General features: G+C 68.5%; 19 protein-coding genes. 8 read left to right on the plus strand and 11 right to left on the minus strand.

The window, feature by feature from the left end; all coding sequences use genetic code 11:
• The first annotated feature begins 28 nt into the window (after window positions 1-28).
• Genes NVV90_RS13085 through NVV90_RS13100 form a run of 4 tightly spaced genes read left to right on the plus strand, consistent with a single transcriptional unit; the run spans window position 29 to window position 3,316 of the window.
• Window positions 29-1,075: a thiamine pyrophosphate-dependent enzyme gene (locus NVV90_RS13085; RefSeq protein ID WP_258437714.1), complete on the plus strand. Its 1,047-nt coding sequence runs from the start codon at window positions 29-31 to the stop codon at window positions 1,073-1,075.
• Window positions 1,068-2,165, plus strand: coding sequence for an alpha-ketoacid dehydrogenase subunit beta (locus NVV90_RS13090; protein ID WP_396125305.1), 1,098 nt, complete (start codon window positions 1,068-1,070; stop codon window positions 2,163-2,165). Before NVV90_RS13085 ends, NVV90_RS13090 begins: the two co-directional genes overlap by 8 nt.
• Entirely contained in the window at window positions 2,158-2,487 is a 330-nt protein-coding gene (locus NVV90_RS13095; protein WP_258437715.1) for a biotin/lipoyl-containing protein, read from the plus strand. Before NVV90_RS13090 ends, NVV90_RS13095 begins: the two co-directional genes overlap by 8 nt.
• A 4-nt stretch (window positions 2,488-2,491) precedes the next feature.
• Window positions 2,492-3,316: an alpha/beta fold hydrolase gene (locus NVV90_RS13100; protein ID WP_258437717.1), complete on the plus strand. Its 825-nt coding sequence runs from the start codon at window positions 2,492-2,494 to the stop codon at window positions 3,314-3,316.
• Between the two features lie 27 nt (window positions 3,317-3,343).
• On the opposite strand, the gene NVV90_RS13105 is transcribed toward NVV90_RS13100, so the two are convergent.
• On the minus strand, window positions 3,344-3,757 hold the full coding sequence (locus NVV90_RS13105) for a MarR family transcriptional regulator (RefSeq protein WP_258437718.1): 414 nt from the start codon (window positions 3,755-3,757) through the stop codon (window positions 3,344-3,346).
• An 87-nt stretch (window positions 3,758-3,844) separates the two neighbouring features.
• Between NVV90_RS13105 and NVV90_RS13110 the strand changes: the two genes are divergently transcribed.
• Together NVV90_RS13110 and NVV90_RS13115 are read left to right on the plus strand one after the other, a co-directional pair.
• On the plus strand, window positions 3,845-4,501 hold the full coding sequence (locus NVV90_RS13110; protein ID WP_258437719.1) for a phosphoribosyltransferase: 657 nt from the start codon (window positions 3,845-3,847) through the stop codon (window positions 4,499-4,501).
• A gap of 17 nt (window positions 4,502-4,518) precedes the next feature.
• The gene (locus NVV90_RS13115) at window positions 4,519-5,703 is read left to right on the plus strand and encodes an RtcB family protein (protein WP_258437720.1); all 1,185 of its coding nucleotides are present in this window, start codon (window positions 4,519-4,521) and stop codon (window positions 5,701-5,703) included.
• Here NVV90_RS13115 and NVV90_RS13120 read toward each other — a convergent pair.
• Entirely contained in the window at window positions 5,693-6,169 is a 477-nt protein-coding gene (locus tag NVV90_RS13120; RefSeq protein ID WP_258437721.1) for a site-specific integrase, read from the minus strand. The two genes, NVV90_RS13115 and NVV90_RS13120, sit on opposite strands and share 11 nt — an antisense overlap.
• Between NVV90_RS13120 and NVV90_RS13125 the strand changes: the two genes are divergently transcribed.
• The gene (locus NVV90_RS13125) at window positions 6,059-6,607 is read left to right on the plus strand and encodes a carboxylesterase family protein (RefSeq protein WP_258441165.1); all 549 of its coding nucleotides are present in this window, start codon (window positions 6,059-6,061) and stop codon (window positions 6,605-6,607) included. The two genes, NVV90_RS13120 and NVV90_RS13125, sit on opposite strands and share 111 nt — an antisense overlap.
• A gap of 316 nt (window positions 6,608-6,923) precedes the next feature.
• On the opposite strand, the gene NVV90_RS13130 is transcribed toward NVV90_RS13125, so the two are convergent.
• The 3 genes from NVV90_RS13130 to NVV90_RS13140 all read right to left on the minus strand — a co-directional run bounded on the left by NVV90_RS13130 (window position 6,924) and on the right by NVV90_RS13140 (window position 10,503).
• On the minus strand, window positions 6,924-8,255 hold the full coding sequence (locus NVV90_RS13130) for an MFS transporter (protein ID WP_258437722.1): 1,332 nt from the start codon (window positions 8,253-8,255) through the stop codon (window positions 6,924-6,926).
• A 166-nt stretch (window positions 8,256-8,421) separates the two neighbouring features.
• Entirely contained in the window at window positions 8,422-9,876 is a 1,455-nt protein-coding gene (gene hpaB / locus NVV90_RS13135) for a 4-hydroxyphenylacetate 3-monooxygenase, oxygenase component (RefSeq protein ID WP_258437723.1), read from the minus strand.
• A 72-nt stretch (window positions 9,877-9,948) separates the two neighbouring features.
• A complete protein-coding gene (locus NVV90_RS13140; RefSeq protein ID WP_258437724.1) occupies window positions 9,949-10,503 on the minus strand; it encodes a flavin reductase family protein in 555 nt (184 codons plus the stop codon).
• A gap of 134 nt (window positions 10,504-10,637) precedes the next feature.
• On the opposite strand from NVV90_RS13140, the gene NVV90_RS13145 reads away from it, so the two are divergent.
• Window positions 10,638-11,387: an IclR family transcriptional regulator gene (locus NVV90_RS13145; RefSeq protein WP_258441166.1), complete on the plus strand. Its 750-nt coding sequence runs from the start codon at window positions 10,638-10,640 to the stop codon at window positions 11,385-11,387.
• A 43-nt stretch (window positions 11,388-11,430) separates the two neighbouring features.
• On the opposite strand, the gene NVV90_RS13150 is transcribed toward NVV90_RS13145, so the two are convergent.
• The 6 genes from NVV90_RS13150 to NVV90_RS13175 form a co-directional block, all read right to left on the minus strand.
• Window positions 11,431-12,879: an MFS transporter gene (locus NVV90_RS13150; RefSeq protein ID WP_258437725.1), complete on the minus strand. Its 1,449-nt coding sequence runs from the start codon at window positions 12,877-12,879 to the stop codon at window positions 11,431-11,433.
• Between the two features lie 116 nt (window positions 12,880-12,995).
• Window positions 12,996-16,076 (minus strand): SMC family ATPase, encoded by a 3,081-nt coding sequence (locus tag NVV90_RS13155; RefSeq protein WP_258437726.1) that lies wholly within the window; start codon window positions 16,074-16,076, stop codon window positions 12,996-12,998.
• A complete protein-coding gene (locus NVV90_RS13160) occupies window positions 16,073-17,287 on the minus strand; it encodes an exonuclease SbcCD subunit D (RefSeq protein WP_258437727.1) in 1,215 nt (404 codons plus the stop codon). Before NVV90_RS13160 ends, NVV90_RS13155 begins: the two co-directional genes overlap by 4 nt.
• A gap of 70 nt (window positions 17,288-17,357) precedes the next feature.
• Window positions 17,358-18,305 carry an MIP/aquaporin family protein gene (locus tag NVV90_RS13165; RefSeq protein ID WP_258437728.1) on the minus strand — a complete coding sequence of 316 codons (948 nt, stop codon included), beginning with the start codon at window positions 18,303-18,305 and terminating at the stop codon, window positions 17,358-17,360.
• Window positions 18,306-18,468: 163 nt separating this feature from the next.
• Window positions 18,469-18,819, minus strand: coding sequence for a DUF202 domain-containing protein (locus NVV90_RS13170; RefSeq protein ID WP_258437729.1), 351 nt, complete (start codon window positions 18,817-18,819; stop codon window positions 18,469-18,471).
• Window positions 18,816-19,172, minus strand: a complete 357-nt coding sequence (locus NVV90_RS13175) for a YidH family protein (RefSeq protein ID WP_258437730.1) — start codon at window positions 19,170-19,172, stop codon at window positions 18,816-18,818. The genes NVV90_RS13170 and NVV90_RS13175 overlap by 4 nt, the downstream gene beginning before the upstream one ends.
• Window positions 19,173-19,330 lie beyond the last annotated feature (158 nt).

Genomic DNA, 19,330 nt, shown 5'->3' on the forward strand with positions numbered 1-19,330 from the left:
TCCAATCCCAGTGACTAGGGTCACAGCCATGGATACAACGCCCACCCTCGTAGCCGACGACGCGGCTCCTCTCACGCATGAACAACTGCGTGAGCTGTACTCCCTGATGGCCGCCGTCCGCCAGCTGGACACCGCGGCCGTCGCCTGGCAGCGCCAGGGCATCATCCCCGGCTACGCCCCGGAGCTTGGCCAGGAAGCGGCCCAGGTGGGCAGCGGCTACGCGGTGGATAAGAGCCGCGACTTCGTCTTTCCCACGTACCGCGAAATGGGCGTCGCCCGGGCCATGGGCCTGGACATGGTGGGCTACATGTCCACCCACAAGGCCACCTGGCACGGCGGCATGTACAACCCGCTGGAATCCCGCTTTGCGCCCATCCAGGCGGTCGTGGCCGGTTCCGTGCTCCACGCCGTCGGCTGGGCCCACGGCCAAACCCTGTCCGGAAAGCCTGCCGGCGAACTGGGCGCCGCTATGACGTACTTCGGCGACGGAGCCTCCTCGCAGGGTGATGTCCACGAGGCCATGAACTTCGCCGCCGTCATGAAGGCCCCGGTGGTCTTCTTCATCCAGAACAACGGCTGGGCCATCTCCGTGCCCACCGAACGCCAGGTGGCAGGGGGCTCCGTGGCCGCCCGGGCCGCCGGCTACGGCATCCCCGCGGTGCAGGTGGACGGCAACGACGTGGCGGCGGTGTTCGAGGCCACCCGCAATGCCTTCGCCCACGCCCGCTCCGGCAACGGCCCCGTGGTCATCGAAGCCATGACCTACCGCCGCGGGCCGCACTCCACCGCCGACGACCCCGGCCGCTACCGCACCCTGGACGAGGAACGGACCGACGCAGGCGAGGACCCGCTGGAACGCCACCGTGCCCGGCTGCTGGCCGACGGTACCGCGGACGAGGCGTTCTTCGCCGCGGCGCACCAGGCCGCCCAGGACGAAGAGGAGGCCATCCGCGCCGGGATCGAGGCCCTCGGCCCGCGGCCCGGTTCCGAGATGTTCGATCTCGTCTTCCAGGAAACCACCCCCGCCCTTGAATCCCAGGCCGCCGCGTGGCGCGAGGAGTCCGAACATGTCTGAGACCATCACCGCCACCAGCGAAGCGGCACCGGCAGCCCCCACGAGCCCGGCGGCCAGTACAGCGCCAGTGCAGCATCTCTCCATGCAGCAGGCCCTCAACCGGGCCCTGGACGAAATCCTGGCCGCCAGCCCCAAGACCGTGGTCTTCGGCGAGGACTGCGGCCAGCTGGGCGGCGTCTTCCGCATCACGGACGGTCTGCAGGCCAAGCACGGCGAAGGCCGCGTGTTCGATACGCCACTGGCAGAGTCCGGCATCCTGGGCATGTCCGTGGGCCTGGCCATGGCCGGCTTCCACCCGATCCCCGAGGTCCAGTTCGACGGTTTCGCCTACCCGGCCATCAATCAGATCGTGTGCCAGATCGCCCGGATGAACTACCGCAGCCGCGGCACCCTGCCGATGCGCATCACGCTGCGAGTGCCCAGCTTCGGCGGCATCCGCGCCCCCGAGCACCACGGCGAAAGCCTGGAGGCGCTATTCGCGCACGTTCCCGGGCTCAAGGTCGTCTCGCCGTCGGACCCGCACGACGCCTACCACCTGCTCAAGTACGCCGTCTCCCGCCCGGACCCGGTCATCTTCATGGAACCGAAGTCACGGTATTGGCAGAAGGGCCCCGTCACCTTTAGACCGGAAACGCCCGACGCCGGCACCGCCGATGCGGGAGAGCCACCGGAGGCTGGACTCACCGGAGCGCGGGTGGTCCGGGAAGGCAGGCACGTGACACTGGTGGCATGGGGCGCAATGGTGGCGCGCTGCCTGCAGGTGGCCGAACTCGCCGCCGAGGACGGGATCGACGTCGAGGTCCTGGACCTGCGCTGGCTCAAACCCATCGACGCCCCCGCATTGGTGGCATCCGCGGGGAAGACGCGGCGCGCCGTCGTCGTGCATGAAGCGCCCCTGACCTCCGGCCTCGGTGCCGAAGTCGCCCAGCTCATCACGCAGGGCTGTTTCGACACGCTGAAGGCGCCCGTGGAGCGCGTGACCGGCTTCGACGTCCCCTACCCCTCCGGCGACCTGGAGGACGAATACCTTCCCAACATCGACCGCATCCTCTTTGGGATCCAACGCGTACTGGAGTACCGCCGTGGCTGAAATCTCTTTCCCCCTGCCCGATCTGGGCGAAGGCCTCATCGAGGCAACCGTGCTGGACTGGCTCGTTTCGCCGGGCGAGCAGGTGGAGAGGAACCAGCCGCTCGTGGAGCTCGAAACCAGCAAGTCGGCGCTCGAACTGCCCAGCCCGCAGGCGGGTAAAGTGGTGCGTATTCACGGGGCGCCCGGCGACACGATCAACGTCGGCGAGCCGCTGATAGTGTTCGAGGTTCCGGACAATACGGCCGGCATCGTGGGCACTGTTCCCAAGGATGACGCACCCAAGCGCCGGGTCCGCCTGAGCGCCGTACTCGATGAGGACTGACACCATGACCGGCAGGCACACAGTGGAACTCCACCACACCGTCGAGGGCACGGACCCGGGATTGTTCGTGGAGGTCCACGAGCCAATCACCGACGCCGGGCTGCGCCCCGTCCTGCTGATCCACGGCTTCTCTTCCTCCAGCAAGCTGAACTGGGCCGACGCCGGCTGGATCGCCAGGCTCCAGGAGGCGGGCCGCCGCATCATCACCGTTGACCTTCCCGGCCACGGCCGGAGCGGCTCACCGGAGGACCTGGATTCCTACTCGCCCAGCCGCATCCGTGCGGATCTGCTGCAGATCGTCATCGACGCCGGTGCCCGCCCGCTGCGCGACGGCGACCCGTCCACGGGCCTTGACGTGATCGGCTACTCCTTGGGCTCGCGCCTTGCCTGGGAGTTCGGCGCCACGCAGCCCGAGCTGGTGCACCGAATGGTCCTGGGCGGGCCGAGCAATGCCGACCCGCTTGCGGAGTTCGACCTCGTGGCCGCGCAGAAGTACCTGGCCGACGGCACCCCCATCGAGGACGAATCGACGGCGGGGCTGCTGAAGATGGCCCAGCTGGTCCCCAGCAACGACCTGTTTGCCCTGCTGTCCCTCATCGAAGCCATCAAGGGCGAGCCGTTCGATCCCGCCGAGGCCGCGCCGCACATGCCCGTGCTGCTGGTGGCCGGGGATAAGGACGAACGCGCTGTGTCCCTGCCCGAACTCGCCGCCCTTGCCGGCCGCGTCGGCGGACTCGCGGAGCAGGTCCTGGTGCCGGGGCGCAACCACACCAACGTGGTCACCAGCCGGGCGTTCAAGGACGCAGCGGTGGAGTTCCTGGGCGTCTGAGCGTGCGGGTAGGCCGCCGCGGGCGGCCTAGCGGGCCAGCCGCTCGGCGTTCCGGCTCATGCGTTCGAGCACGCTGAGTGCCATGGCGTACTCGTCCATGCCGATTCCGGCCGAGAGGTCGCGCCGGGCGTCCTCCACCAGGCGGTTCGCCTCGGTGTGCTTGGCCCGGCCCAGGGCACTGAGCGCTATCCGCCCGTCGATGACCACGATCAGCCCGCGGCCCACCAGGGTGGCGAGTTCACGTTCCCGCAGCCGCGTATCGCTGCCCCAGAAGGGCCGCAGGACCTCGTCCAGTTGTTCCGGGCTCACGGGGTTCCCGGCGAGGACGTTAAGGGTCTGCCATTGGCGCCGGCTGAGTTTGAGCCGGGCCAGGGTGTTGTCCAGCTGGGCCTCGAGGGCGGCGTCCAGGCGCTTGAGCCAGTAACCGATGGGCTTGTTCACAGTGCCAATCGTTCCAGTGCGGGCAGCACCCGGCAAGCATGGAACGATAGTCTTGGCATAGCGCCGGACTACGTGGGAGTGGGGCAGATGGGCATGCGTTTCAGGGACCGTGCAGAGGCCGGACGGCGCCTCGCGGCAGGGCTCCCCCAGTTCCGCGAGCGCCCGGACACGATCCTGCTGGGCCTGGCCCGCGGCGGTGTCCCCCTGGCCTCGGCCGCCGCCGCGGAACTCTACCTGCCCTTCGGCACCCTCCTGGTCCGCAAACTTGGCATCCCCGGGCGCGAGGAGACCGCGTTCGGGGCGCTGGCCTGGGCCAACGGCCGGGTTGTCCGCCTTGTCAACCGGCCCCTTGCCGAGCGCATCCTGCGCCACGGAATCAGCCAGGCCGCCCTGGACGCCGTGGAAGCCCATGAGCGCGGGGAGCTCCTGCGCCGCGCCGGTAGCTACCCCGGCATCGATCATGAGCTCCGGGGTAAGACCGTGGTGCTCGTGGACGACGGCCTGGCCACGGGAGCAACCATGCGGGCAGCAGTGGAGGCCGTCCGGGCCGCCGGCGCTCGCACCGTGGTGGCGGCAGTGCCCGTAGCCTCCCTGGAGGCGTACGAATCGCTGGCCCGCGTCTGCGACTTCGTGATGTGCCTGCACACGCCCGGCAAGTTCCGGGCAGTGGGTTCCTTCTACGAACACTTCGAGCAGCTCAGCGACGGCGAGGTCATCCGGATGCTGGAGCGTTCTGCGTCCTAGCTTGTGAAGGAACAACCATGTTTCCCGTGGAAATGCGCGGCACGAAACACCCGGTCCATCTGTGGGAGCTTGAGACTCAGATCGAGCCGGCCGCCCTGCAACAGATACGCAACATCGCGTCCCTGGAGTGGGTCTACGGTGTCCGTGTCATGCCCGACGTCCACGTCGGCAAGGGCGCGGTAGTTGGCTCCGTCATTGCCATGCGCCAGGCTGTTGCCCCGGCCGCCGTCGGCTTGGACATAGGCTGCGGCGTGAGTGCGGTCAAGACCTCCCTGATCGATGCCGAACTGTATAACCTGCACGCGTTGCGGCTGGCCATCGAGTCCACCATCCCGGTGGGCCCCAACTCGCACGACAGGCCGGTGGACCTGAAGCGCCTTGGCCTGGACCAGGGCTGGGCGAGATTCTGGTCCGGTTTCAGGGATCTGCACAGCGGCGTCCAACGGCTTGAGTCCCGCGCCCGCGCCCAGCTGGGCACCCTCGGAGGCGGCAACCACTTCATCGAAGTCTGCGTGGACGAAGCCGGACACGTGTGGCTGACCCTGCACTCCGGATCCCGGAACATCGGCAAGGAACTGGCGGATCACCACACGGAGATCGCCCGCACCCTGCCCTGCAACCAGGGGATTGCAGACCGCGACCTCGCCGTGTTCCTGGCGGGCACGCCGCAGATGGACGCCTACCGCCATGACCTGTGGTGGGCCCAGGAGTATGCAGCGCGGTCCCGCGCCGTCATGATGGGCCTGTTGAAGGAGCAGTTCGCCCGGCATTTCGGGAGGGCGCGCGTCACGTTCGGCAAGGAGATCAACGTCCACCATAATTACGTCGCCGAGGAACTCATCGACGGAGAGACCATGCTGGTGACCCGCAAGGGCGCGATCCGTGCCGGCAAGGGCGAGCTTGCACTGATCCCCGGGTCCATGGGCGCCGGATCGTTTGTGGTCCGCGGCCGCGGCAATGACGCATCGTTCCAGTCGGCCGCCCATGGTGCCGGCCGACGCATGTCACGCCACGCCGCCATAAGGGCCTACACGGTCAAGGACCTGATCGCCCAGACTGCCGGCGTCGAATGCCGCAAGGATCAGGGAATCGTGGATGAAATCCCGGCCGCCTACAAGGATCTGCGCTCGGTGATGGAAGCCCAGAAGGACCTGGTGGACGCCGTGCAGCACCTCCGCACCGTGCTCTGCGTCAAGGGGTAGGCCCCGGGGCCTCCGGATCCCGGACCGCCCGGCCTGGCCCCCGCCGCGAGAGGAAGTCCCGGTAATGACGGACGGTATCTTCCTCGAAGACCGCGACATAGCCCTGAGCGGTCTGCAAGTTAACGTGCCCGAGCAGGCGGGCACCGATGTGGATCGGCAGACCCAAGTTGACCGGATCGGTTGAGAAGATCCGGCGGAAGTCGTGCGGACTGAAGGCGAGAACCTCGAAGGCAGGGTGGGTCCGTGCCAGGTCCCTGCAGGTTCGCTGCGGCATTTGTTTCACACCGACCGCACCGATGACAGGACTGACCGAAGTCCAGGAGAACTGGCCGCACTGCGCTGGCTGCACGAAAACATCGACGCTTTTGGAGGCACTGCTGACTCCGCGACCCTCTTCGGCCAGTCCGCGGGCGGCGACGCCATCGCCCACCTCATGATCAGCGATGGAGCAGCCGGCCTTTTCCACCGCGCAATCATCCAGAGCGCGCCGCTAAGGCTAAGTCGGAACCGGGCACGGATGACACGCGCGATGGTCCGCGCAGCGGGACCTCTACCGTGCGATGCCTCCGCGGCCGAGTTGCTAGAGCTGCAGACCACGGCTGAACGAGCGGCTCGCCGCTTCGCCCTGCGCGGACGCATGGCCTTCGGCACCCAGTATGGACAACCGCCGCTTCCCGCAGAGGACCAGCGCGACGAGGCCTGGCGATCCGTCGCGCCACATATCGACGTGCTCATCGGATCGACCTCCGACGAGACCGGGCTCTATGTCTGCGTGATCCCGGTCCTCCGCAAACTGACACGGATTCCTCCAATCGGGACCTTGGTCCGGGCGGAATTCGCCCGGAGCGGCGCTCCCGCCATTTCACGTCACGCCAACAAAGGAATTAGGTTCAGCCAAGGTTGAACCGCGGGCGTACCAGCCGAAGTGGGGCCAGAGATAACCGTCCCACCGGGGCCAGCCAAACCTGTCACAGCCACCTGTGCGGCAAGAAGCTCAACATTCGCGCCATGCAGGTTACCCCCGGGTCGCAGCGCAGAACCGTGCCGCGGCTTCCCTGTTTCCCGGCCCCAGCCAGCAGTAGACTCCTGACCGTTGAAGACCACCCATGATGCCGGTGCAACGGAAGCCGCCGCCTCTGTGCCGTTTCAGGCCGCCAGGGTACATAACAAGAGCGGGCACGGACCAAGGAGTCCGTGCCCGCTTTTTCTCACGTAGGTGCCTAGTGTGCGCTGTAGCCGAGGGGCCGGCCGCGGGTTTCCTTGGCCAGGATCACGCCCACTGCGGAGATGACGCACAGGACCATGATGTAAACGCCCACGGATCCGGACCATTTGGTGGTGTCCAGCAGGGCCTGCGCGATCAGGGGCGCGAAGGCACCGCCCAGGATGGCGCCGAGTGCGTAGCCGATGGAGATGCCGGAGTAGCGCACCTGGGCCGGGAACATCTCGGCGTACATGGCCGACATGGGGCCGTAGGAAAGGCCCAGCCCGATGGTCAGGACGAACAGGCCCGTGCCGTAGAGCAGGATGTCCTTGGAATCGATCAGCGCGAACATCGGAATCATCCAGGCGAACACGAGGGCGTATCCCAGCAGGAAGGTCTTGACGCGGCCGATCTTGTCCGAGAGCCAGCCGCCCACCATGGTGAAGATGAGCCAGCCGAACGAGGCGATGGTGGTGGCCAGCAGGATCTGCGGAGCAGGCATCTTGAGCGACTTGGTGGCGTAGGAGATGAAGAAGGCGATCAGCAGGTAGCCTGCGGCGTTGTTCGCGATGAAGATCAGTGCCGCGAGGATGACTTCCTTCTTGTTGTGGCGGAAGAGCTCGCCGAGGGGCGCCTTGCTGGCGGCCTTGCGCTCGGAGATCTCCTTGAAGACCGGGCTCTCGCCCACCGCGCGCCGGATCAGGTAGCCCACCACGATCAGCACCACGGAGAGCAGGAACGGCACACGCCAGCCCCAGGTGGAGAAGGCTTCCTTGGACATGCTGGACGTCAGGAAGAACAGCAGGCCGGTGGCCAGGATCATGCCGATGGGCACCCCGATCTGCGGGTAGGCACCGAAGAGCCCGCGCTTGGACCTGGGTGCGTGCTCCACGGCCATCAGCGCCGCGCCGCCCCATTCGCCGCCGGCGGAGAAGCCCTGCGCCACGCGGAGGGTGATCAGCAGGATCGGGGCCCACACGCCGATGGCGTCGTAGGTGGGCAGCAGGCCGATCAGTGCCGTGGCAGCGCCCATCATCACCAGGGTCATGACCAGGACGGCCTTGCGGCCGAGCCGGTCACCGAGGTGGCCCGCCACGAAGGCACCAAGCGGCCGGAACAGGAAGCTGATGCCGATGGTGGCGAACGAAAGGATCTGCGCCAGGCCCGGGCTCGACTTCTCCAGCGGGGTCAGGAACAGCGGGGACAGCAGCGTCGCCGTCAACTGGGCAAAGATGAAGAAGTCGTACCACTCGATGGTGGTGCCCACCAGGGTGCCGGCCAGGACCCTGCGCTCTTCGCGCTTGCTGCTGGGGCCCGACGTGGCGTCGACAGTGGAAGTTGCGGTCATTGAAACTCCAGTGGTGAGGGGTGGTGGTTGCCGAGGTCCCGCGATGAATTACCGACAGAACGGTCAGTAGATAAGAGGGTACAGGCAATGTGACAGACGGCACAAGGACGACGGCGGGCTGCCGCCGTCGTTCTGTGCCTGACGGAGCCGGGCGACAGGGGTGGCGTCACGCGTCCCGCTCCAGGAATTCGCGCACGCGGGCGCGGACCGGTTCGCGGTCATAGCTGTTCACGAGCGCCCCCGCCATGCGGACGGGGTCGCCGAAGAAGAAGTACTCGTAGAGCGCCTGCCGCCCGGAGAAGGAAGAGATGCTGGCGTCGAAGGCAAGCTTGAAGAGGCGGACACGCTCCGGGCCGGTGAGGGTCTTGGCCTGCAGGTAGAGCTCGATGTCCGGGCGTGCGGCGCTGGCGACGTCGGCCTCCCCCGGCAGCGCCATGAGGCCGGACGCGGAGAACTTGCGGATGATCGCCGGGAAGCGCTGCGCCACCTTGGGATACCAGTTGCGGGCGGCGTTCAGGGTGGGCCAGTGCGGCAACAGGACCCCGTCCGGGCTGGGCGCGGCCTGGGCCTCCGCGGCAACCATGAGTGCCTTGCCGATCTCCACCGTCTCGATCAGCTCGGCCAGGTCCTCCTGGATGTGTTGGAAGCCGTCGATGCCGATGGACGCCGCGATTTCCGAGGCCAGCCCCAGGAAAAACTCGCTCTTGGCAATGGTCCGGGTGAGCACCTGGTGGGTCATGAGCGCGGCGGCGCCGGTTTCCGAATAGAAGGCGTTGCAGAGCTCCGGGTGGCCGAGCATGAAGATGCGCTCATTGGGGACAAAGACATTGTCGAAAATGACGACGGCGTCCATCTCCTCGAATCGGCCCGCAAGGGGTTCGTCGTGGAGGCTTCCCCCCTGGTACAGGGAGGTCCGGCAGAGGTACTTCATGCCCGGGGCGTCATTGGGGACCGCGAAGGCATAGGAGTAGGGGGCATCCTCCGGCGTCGAGCGGAGCAGGGTGGAGGGAAAGACGAGGAGTTCGTCGGCGATCGGTGCGATGGTGGCGAGCATGCGCGCACCCTGGACCACGATGCCATCCTCACGCTCCTCCACCACCCTGGCGGAGAGCTGGCCGCCGAGCTGCTCCGAACCCGAGACGGAGCGGTTGGCCTGCGGCGGGATCAGCGTGTGCGTGGCGAGGAGGTCGTTTTCGCGGCAGTGCTCGTAGTACCTGCGGATGTTTTCGCCGAACATCGGATCGGCCTGCGAGAACCACTTCTCCGCCGCGGACAGGGCCGTGAGCGCGCCGTTCATGTAGTCGCCGGTGCGGCCGAGGAAGCCGTTGGAGTACTCGGCCCAGACCCGGATGGCCGCATGCCGGTGCTTCAGGTCCTCCGGCGTGCGCGGCACCAGGAACGAGGCACTGACCCGGTCACCCGTCGTCGGGGATTCATACGTGAGGGCGTCCGCGTACCGCGGATCGTGCTGCATGTCGAAGAGCCCGGCGTAGGTGCGTGCCACGTTCCTGAAGGACGGGTGATCGGCGATCCTCTCGGTGACCATTTCGCCGTCGATCACCACGTGCGGCGTCATGGCATTGAGCTTGTCCAGGTACTGCTGTCCGGTCCGGATTCCCATGGTTCTCTCCAATGATGGGTGCGCTGAAACCGCATTGCGTGGAAGCGGCGCCCGGCTTGGCGCCGCGGGTGGCTACAGAAGATCCTCCATGCCGAGCTGGCTCTCCGGGATGGTGGTGAAGGCGCTGTTGGCGAAGGCGAGCGCGTCGCCGGAGCGGTAGTTGAAGTCCGCCACCTCGCCCACGTAGAGGGTGTGGTCCCCGCCGTCATAGGCGGCCCAGGGTGTGCACTCGAAGTAGGCCAGGACATTCGACAGGCGCGGCGCAGTGCCGCCTTCCACCCAGAGCGGCTCAGGGCCGGGCCGGCCGGCGAAGTGCATGGCCAGCTGCTGCTGCTCGGCGCCCAGGATGTTCACGGTGAAGGGGCGGCCGTTGAGTTCATCGTGGGCCCTGGCAGTGCGGGCGATGCCGACCAGCACCAGGGGTGGCTCCATGGACACGGACGTGAAGGAGTTGACGGTGATGCCGTAGCGCCTGCCGGGGCCGCCTGCAGTTGCAGCGCCGTCGAAGGTCACGATGGCCACGCCGGTGGCGAACCGGCCCAGGCTGCCGCGGAAGTGGTGGGCCCGCGGCCTTGCGGTCCGGCTGGTGCTGCCGGGTTCCGCATGCGGGGTGGACTTGGCTATCATCGTTGATCCTCGTCGGCGATTGTTCTATATTTGAACAATCAATTCTCATACAGAACCATAGTCGCTTGTGACGGGCAGCACAAGACTCGCCGCGTCCAGACGGCCGAAGCCGCCAACATAGGATGGAGCGCATGATGTCTCCCAGCGCCGCGAACAAGCTGCAGGACACGGGCCTGCAGGGCACCCCGGCGCCCGTCTCGCCGTCGCAGACGCTTTCGCGCGGAATCCAGGCCCTCGAGATCCTCGCCGCGGCCGAACGCCCGTTGACGATTGCGGAACTTGCCGCCGCCCTGGGCGTCCACCGCTCCGTGGCCTACCGGATCCTGCGCACCCTGGAAGACCATTCGCTGCTGGTCCGCGACGATGCCGGGCGGGTGCAGCCTGGCCCCGGCCTGGCCGTCCTGGCCCGCGGCGTCTCCCGCAATCTGCAGACCGCAGCCCTGCCGGAGCTGACCCAGCTCGCCAACACGTTCAACATGACGGCCTTCGTGGCGGTCTGGGACCACCAGGACTGCGTCACGCTGGTGACCGTGGAGCCGCGCCACTCGGCGGCGACCCTGGCCCAGCACCCCGGAACCCGGCACCCCGTGAACGTGGGCGCCCCCGGGATCGCGATCCAGTCCACCATGAGCGAGGCAGAGTGGGGCACGCTGGCCCCGGGTCTCCCCTACCGCCCCGAGGCCGCCGAGGCGCGCGCCCTGGGCTACGCCGCCAGCCATGACGAGGTCATCGCCGGCCTGTCCTCCCTCGCGGCCCCCATCCATGTCCCGGGCGGGCGACCGGCAGCGATCGCCGTCGTCTACATCCGCCGCGAACAGGACCAGGCCGCCGTCGGCGAGGCCCTGGCGGCGAGCGCCGCCCGGATCGAAGGCCAGCTGGCGTAGACCCCACGAGGGTCCAGTCCGGAGCGCGTGCCGGGCTGTGGCGTCAGCGCGTGGCGTGCCTGCTGCGCCGCAGCACCAGTGCTGCGATTCCACCGAGCAGCAGCAGGGCTGCCGCCGCGGCCACGGAAACCATGAATGCCGCGGCCGGTCCCTGGGCCTCCGCCAGCAGGCCTGCCAGGTAGGCGCCAAGTGCGGTGCCTGCCACAATGCCGCTGGCCAGGGCGGTCATGACCGTTGCCATCCGGCCGGCGGGCGCCACCACACCGCCGATGCTGAAGACGGTCACCATGACCGGGCCTACGGGGATGCCCAGCACCAGCAGGACCAGGACCATCGGCCAGATGCCAGCCGGAAGCACCGTCAGCAATGACAAGGCGGTCATGGCGGCGGCGGCAACGATCCAGCGCGCGGCGAGGCCGAAGCGCTGGGGCCAGAAGGCCACGGAGAGGGCCGCAACCGCGGAGCTCAGGCCCATGACCGCGTACAGCAGGCCGGCGATTTCCGCGGTGGCGAACTGGGCGGCATAGGCGTTCAGCGCATTCTGCGTGGCACCGAAGAACGTGCCCATGCACACCATGGCGAGGACCGGTACAGCCACGACGAGCCAGCCGGCGCGGCGTGCGGCCTTCCCGGCAGGGCCGTCGGCGGCGGCCGGGCCGCGGCGTGCGGGAACCACGGCAAGCTGCGTGGGGTGGACGGCGAAGGCGGGAACCAGGGTGATGGTCAGGAGGGCGGCGATGGCCAGCGGCAGCCAGGGCGCGACGAGGCTGGCGAGGGCGCCCACCAGGGCCGGGCCCAGTACGAAGGTGATCTCATCCGCCGTGCCTTCGTAGGACAGTGCGGTGTCCAGGTCCGCGCGGTTGGCCGCCACGCTGTTCCGTTCCTTGGCCAGGTTCCTCGTGGTGAGGGCCATCCAGCGCACGCGTGCCATGGGGCCCACCTGCGGGCAGCTGGCTCCGGCCAGGAAGGCGGCTACGAGTACGGTTGCCGCGTCTGCCACAGAGCCGAAGGCGGGGGTCAGGTACGCCGCTGCGAGGAGTCCGGCCACGGCCAGGGCGTTGACGACGGCGGCGACCAGCAGCACCATGCGCTGGCCGGCGCGGTCCGCCAGGCCACCGAGGACGGGGGCACCCAGCGCGGAGCCGATGCCCACGGCGCCGGCGGCCATGCCGCCGATGGCGTAGGAGTTGCTGACGGCCGTGACCAGGGTCAGAGTGCCGACGGTGAGCATGGCGAGCGGCAGCCGGGCAAAAAGGCCAAGGGGCAGGAAACCGGGGCCGGCCAGTTCGGGAAGCCTGGCGAGGCGGCCCGGAAGGCGGGACGGCCGGCGGCCGGCGTTGCGTTGGGCAGCTGGTGCCAGGGCAGCAGCTGCTGGCGCGGCTGACGCCGGGGCATCGGGTGCTGCGGCGTAGGCTGGCGCGCCGGGTGCTTCTTCGGTCAGGAGGGTGGCGGCTTCTGCCGCGGGGTTCTGTGGAGCCAGAGGGTTGTTCATGATTCCGGGTTCGCTAAAGTCTGCGCATCGTCCCTCCTCCCGATGCGCGGAACCCGGTGTAACCCCATAATTCTACCGGACGGCCGCAAGCCTCCCATGGAGGGCGGTCCCGCCCTTCAGGGGAGCGCGGATGTGGCGATGCGAACCGTGGACCCGTTGCGTCCCTTGATGACCTGTAGCTGGCTGGCGATGCGCTGCTTCATCTCGGAGACGTGGCTGACCAGCCCCACCACCCTGCCGCCGTCACGGAGGCTCTCCAGGGCATCCATGACCTGTTCCAATGCCTGCTCGTCGAGGCTGCCAAAGCCTTCGTCGACGAACAGGGTTTCGATGTCCACGCCGCCGGCCTCCTGCTGAACGACGTCGGCCAAGCCCAGCGCGAGCGACAGGGAGGCCATGAAGGATTCGCCGCCGGACAGGGTGGAGGTGTCCCTGCGCTGTCCGGTCCATTCATCCACGACTTCCAAGCCCAGCCCGGACTTGGCACCGCGTGCGGCCTTCGCGTCGCTGTGCCGCAGCGTGTACCGACCGTCGCTCATGGCCACGAGGCGTTCGGAGGCGGCGAAGGCTACCTGCTCCAGCCGCGCCGCGAGGACATAGCTGTTCAGGCTCATGCGGTAGCTGTTGTCGCCGGAGCCCCTGGCCGTTTCGGCCAGCTCGCCCAGCAGCCGTGCGTGTTCGCGGGGTCCTCGCCCGGCGGCCGAGAGGTCCAGGTATTCGGCCCGGATCCGCCGCAGGGCGGCCACCGATTTCCCTGCCAGGCCCGAGGACAGCTCCAGCGCACGGGCGGCCGCCTCCCCGGCCTCGGCTTCCGTCCTCAGATCCAGGAGTTCGGCAGCGGACATGGCGACGTCGCCGACGCGGAGTTCCTTGGCGGCCAGCACGAGGTCCTCCCCCGCGAACAACTCGTCAACGCGGGCGCGCTCGGCGGTGAAGGCTTCCACGGCGTCCTCAAGGTCCAGCACCTCCGTGGGGGCCAGCAGTTCGGCGCGGGCCGCGTCCGCAGATTCGAAGCCCGCCGCAGGAAGGGCTTTCTGCAGCGCCCTTCCGGCATCGTCCAGGGTCTCGGTGACGCGTTCCAGCTGCGACGCGGCGGCCACCGCGGCCTGCAGCAGCTGGCGCTGCGTGGACAGGGATTCGATGCGTTCCCGCAGGGACGGGAACCCTTCCCGCAGTCCGGCGAGGGTGGCTTCCAGTTCGGTGTGCTGCTTTTGCAGGGACATTGCGTCAGCTGCCGAGCGGACGGCGTCGGTCCGGGCCTGCAGCTGTTCCTGTTCCAGGCGGTCGACGGCGGCCTGCAGCAGCACGTGTTCCTGGCAGAGCTTCGCCAGGGTGTCTGCGGCGGCCCGTGCGGTGTCCAGCGAGGAAAGAGCGGCTGCGGCTTCGGCTGCGGCGGACTGCGGGTCAGCGGCACCACCCCGGGCTGCGAGTCCGGCGACAGCCTGCGCCGCCGCGGACAGTTCCGCTGCCAGGCGCTCGAGCTCCCGTTCGCTATCCTCGAAGCGGCTGCGTGCAGACGCCTCTTCCTGGGCAATGGCGAGCGCAGATCTGGCACCTTGGGCAGGCGAGGGATGCTCGGCGCTTCCACAGACGGGGCAGTCCTGGCCCTCTTTCAGCTCCGCGGCCAGTTCGGCGGCAGCGTTGGTGAGCCGGGCCTCGCGCAGTTCCAGCCATGCCTGGCGCAGATCGAGGGATTCCGCCTTGGCCAGTCCGTGCTGCTCCGTGGCTTCAGCCAGGACTGACCCCGCGGATCCATGCTTGGCGATGGTGTCTACCAGTTCTTCGGCTGCGCCAAGCCCACGTTCCCGTTCCGCCAGGGTTGCGGCCACCGAGTGGAGCGGCTCCATGGCCGCCAGCAAAGCCGCCTCTTCCGCGTGCAGCCCGGCGAGTCGTGCCGCTGCCGCCTCGGAGGCTGCCTGCCGTTCCGCCGATTCTTCCCTGAGCGCCAGCAATTGCGCGGCGATGTCCTCCAGCTTCTGTTCCTCCGGAACCCGCGCGAGCAGAACAGCGCAGCTGGCCGTCACTGCTTCCAGGGCGGCGGCAGGGTGGGCGGCATCGAGCGACGCCGCCTCAAGGCGGGACAGTGCCTCGTCTGCGCGGCTTCCGGCCGCCATCACTCCCTGTGCTGCGGCGTCGACGGCGTCGAGGTGGCCGCCGAGGACGGATGCCCTCCGGTGCCGGCCGAGCCGGTCCCGTTTCTCCTCGGCTGGGGCGGCCCCGGCTTCCAGTGCCTCCCGGCGCAAGGTGGCGGCTGCCAGGCGTGAGTGCCGCTGTGCCCTTTCCTGGGCACCTTGAAGGATGTCGGCGAGCTGGAGCCTGCTGGATTCGGCGGCGCGGGCTTCGTCCTGCCGGCGATCCCATTCGTCCTGGGCTTCCTGTTCAAGGCCTTCGAGCCAGGCCTCGGGTTCCTCCGCAGCTGCCGCACCCGATGAGGCCGTGCCCGACGGGGCCCCACCTGATGTTCCAGGCCCGTCGCCGGGTCCCGCACCCAGGCTGTGTTCCGCAACCAGAGGGCGCAGACCCAACTGGGCGTGCTCGGCCCTGGCCCGGCCCAGCAGCAGCTCGAGGCCGGCGTCATTGCCGTCCGCTTTGGAACGTGCGGCGGCCGCCTGCCGGGAGAGCTGCTGCTCGATGGCCTCGAAGCGCTGGGTGCCGAAAAGCCTTTGCAGCAGGTCCAGCCGTTCCCCGGCCTTGGATCGCAGGAACGCGGCGAAGTCTCCTTGAGGCAGCATGACTACCCGGGTGAACTGCTCACGGTCCATGCCCAGGACGTCGCTGAGTTCGGCTCCGGCCTCGTCATTGCGGGAGGACTTGTCGATCCAGGCGCCGCCCACCCGTTCCCGCAGCAGCGTCTTGGCCTGCTGCGTGGTGAAGCCGTTCTTGCCGCGGGCGGTGGGCCGCTCCCAGGCCGGGGAACGGCTGACCTCGAAGCGGCGGCCGCGGGCGGAGAATTCGCACACCACGCGGGGTTCGGCGGCCGGAGCTGCGTGGTCGCTGCGGAGGCGCTTGCCATCCTGCCGGGCGCCGGGGACCGAACCGTAGAGCGCGAAGCAGATGGCGTCCAGAATGCTGGTCTTGCCTGCGCCGGTGGCCCCGTTCAGGAGGAACAGTCCCTGGGCACCGAGCTGGTCGAAGTCGATCTCCTGGAGCCCGGCGAAGGGGCCGAACGCTTCGATTTCGAGGCGGTGGATTCTCACAGTTCCGCCCCTTCCACGCGCACGGCCTCGAGGGCCTCGCGGAGCGCGGTTTGCTCGGTTTCCCCGGCGCTGCGGCCCCGGACGTGGTCCAGGAATCCGCAGCAGACGCCGAGGTCGTCCACGGCTTCAGCCATCCGGGAGCTGTAGCTCTTCTTGCTGCGGGCCTGGGCGCCTTCAGGATCGAAGGCGAGGACCAGGGTGTCCGGGAAGCGGGCGCGGAGCTGCTCCATGGCCTGCGCCGGCCGCTGGGAATCCGTGAGCGTGATCTGGCAGTAGGCGGACTCGGCCCACGCGTGCTCTTCGGAGTCCAGCAGCCCGGTGAGCTTTCCACGGAGTACCGCGAGTGTCCTGGGCGCGTCCCAGAAGATTTCCTCCACGGCGCCGATGCCTGACTCGTCCACGTCGAGCAGCCAGGCCCCCTTGCGGTGCGTTGCTTCTGAGAAGGAGTAGGCCAGTGGGGAGCCCGAGTACCGGACGTTGGGCGCCAGCTCCTGACGTCCGTGCAGGTGGCCGAGCGCGGTGTACCCAAAGTCGGCAAAGAGGTCCAGCGGCACCGCGCCCAGCCCGCCGATGCTCAAATCCCGCTCACTGTCCGAAGTGATGCCGCCGCTGGCAAAGGTGTGTGCCAGCACCACCGAGTGGATGGCTCCGTCCGCGCTGCGCTGCCGGATGTCCTCGCGGATCCGCCTGACGGCGGCCTTGGTGACCTCGAAATGGCTGGCCGTGTCCACACCCAGTTCCTCAGCGACGAGCCGCGGTTCCAGATACGGGATGCCGTAGACCGCCAGAACGGCTGGACCTGCCGGACTTCCGGCGTCGGGCTTCTGGCTGCCGGTCCCCTGGCTACCGCCGTCAAGGGGCAGCAGCACCGGGACATCGAGATCCTGCACACGCGTGCGCAGGTACACGCCGCCGCGCTCCAGCAGCCGGGACGCAAAGCCAAGGCGGATCGCGGAATCGTGGTTCCCGCTGGTCAGGACCACTTGGGCACCGGCAGCGGTGATCCGGACGAGGGCGTCGTCCAGGAGTTTCACGACGTCCAGCCCGGGCAGGGCGCGATCGTAGACGTCGCCTGCGATCAGGACGACGTTGACGGAGCGTTCCTGCACACAGGCCACGAGTTGGTCGACGAAGTCCCGTTGGGCATCAAGCATGCCAACGCCGTGGAACGACCGGCCAAGGTGCCAGTCCGAGGTATGGAGTAACCGCATGTTTTCAAGTTAGCGGCGGGCACCGACAATATAGGGCCGACAGGCCCACACTGCCGGTACCGCAGCAGAATCAGGCCTTCTTGCCGTCGAAGAAATCGCGGGCTTCGTCCGCTGCCGGAGCAGCAGGCGAGGCCGGTGCGGCGGACGGAGCGGCCGTGGCTTCCCCGGCCGGCTCGGCGGCAGCGGCGGCCGCAGCAGGCGCAGCATCGGCGTCGAAAGTCTCGTCGTCGTCCTCGTCAATATCGTCGTCGCCGTCAATCGGTACCGCAGCCGCAGCAGGAACCAGGGCGGCGGCATCAGCGAAGCCGCGGTACACCAGGCCGGCCAGGGCGGCGCCCACCAGTGGTGCAACCCAGAAGAGCCAGAGGCCTTCGACGGCCCACGAGGAGCTGAACAGTGCGTGCGCGGTGGCACGGGCCGGGTTGAACGGCGTATTGCCGATCGACTGGCCGAACTGCAGCAGCACGGCAAGGGTCAGGCCGACGGCGAACGGGGCCATGGCCGGGGAAGCCTTCCGGCCCGTGGTGGTGCCCAGGAAGACGGCCACCAGCAGGGCGGCGCCCACCACCTCGACCAGCAGGACGCCGGCCATGGGTGCCTGGACCGTGGAGTGTTCGCCGAAGCCGGCCGCAACCGTGTCAAAGGCGGCGCGGCTGTCCGGGATGCCCGGAAGAGTGCGCAGCACGCCGAAGAGCAGCAGGGCACCCAGAACCGCGCCCACCAGCTGCGCACCGACGTACGCGGCGGCGGCAAGCGGGCGGATGCGTCCGGCGATGAGGTTGCCCAGCGTGATCGCGGGGTTGAAATGACCGCCGGAGATGTAGCCGAAGGCCAGCATGCCGGCAGTCACGGCAAAGCCGGCGGCCAGGGAGGCCGGCAGTGGGTTGGACTGCGGAAGGGTGAACATCGGCACGCCGATCGCAACGAGCACCAGGAACAGCGTCCCAAGAGCTTCGGCGGACAACCGGGCAACAAGCCCCGGGCCGCGTACGGCAGAGACTGGCGCAGGAGAGGTCATGGCGGATGAATCCTTCGTTTATGTTGGTGCAGTGTCGTGTTGGTGAACGGCAGCGTGCGAGGCGGCAGACGGGCAGCGGCCCCGCAGTATCCTGTCACCAGAGTCTGGACAGTTCCTGAGTCTGGGCCTGGTCCTGAGTCCGGGCTGAGTCCCGGGTCCGAGCTTAGCCGCCCAGCGCGATGGCTGCGACTGCCGTCGCGCCAAGCCCGATCACCGAGAGCGTGCTGGCCAGGATCAGGGCATGGGAGGGCGCTACAGTGCCTGCATGGAGTTGGCGGGAGCGGATCCACACCACGCAGCCCAGGACGATCGTGGCCGCTGCGGCCATGAGGGCGCAGAGGCCCTGGTAGTCCAGCCCGGGGATGCCGGTGGGGCTCTGCCCCGGCTCCGCCTCGGACGTCAGCCAGTTCCGCCAGATGAACAGGTCCACAACGAGCAGGGAAATCAGCGTCCGGCGCCACGCGAGCGTGGTGCGCTCGGGCTGCAGCCCCGGATCACGGACGTCCAGGCTCAACGCGCCACCAGGATCAGCACGGCGAAGGTGAAAGCGGCCACGGCCACCACGATGGTCATGAACAGCATGACGCGCGAAAACGGCAGGGCCTGGTCGTTGCGCATCGCCGCCTCGTTCTGTCCCCAGCGGCGGTAGGACAGCGCCGCGAGCCCCGCCCCGATCACGGAGAGCACCACGCACAGGATCACGCGGACGGGCTGCGGGGCGATGTTGGGGGCCAGCTGGTCGATGGCCACGGCACCCGCCAGCAGGGCCAGCGAGGTGCGGATCCAGGCCAGGAAGGTGCGTTCGTTCGCGAGGGAGAATCTGTAGTCAGGGGTCTGCCCCGTCTTACGCCATGCCGGTTCCCGCACGTTGTGTCCTCCAGGCCTTCGAGTCGGCAGCGATCACCTTTGCTGAGGGCACCCAACTGAGGGCACCCAACAACGGGGCAATCGGGCAGTGCCGCCCCTGCGGCAGCCTCCCCACCTTAGCAGCGGCGGGTCAACGCCTGCGTGGGGTCCACGGTAAA

This window comes from Arthrobacter sp. CJ23 (assembly GCF_024741795.1).
GTDB lineage: Bacteria > Actinomycetota > Actinomycetes > Actinomycetales > Micrococcaceae > Arthrobacter.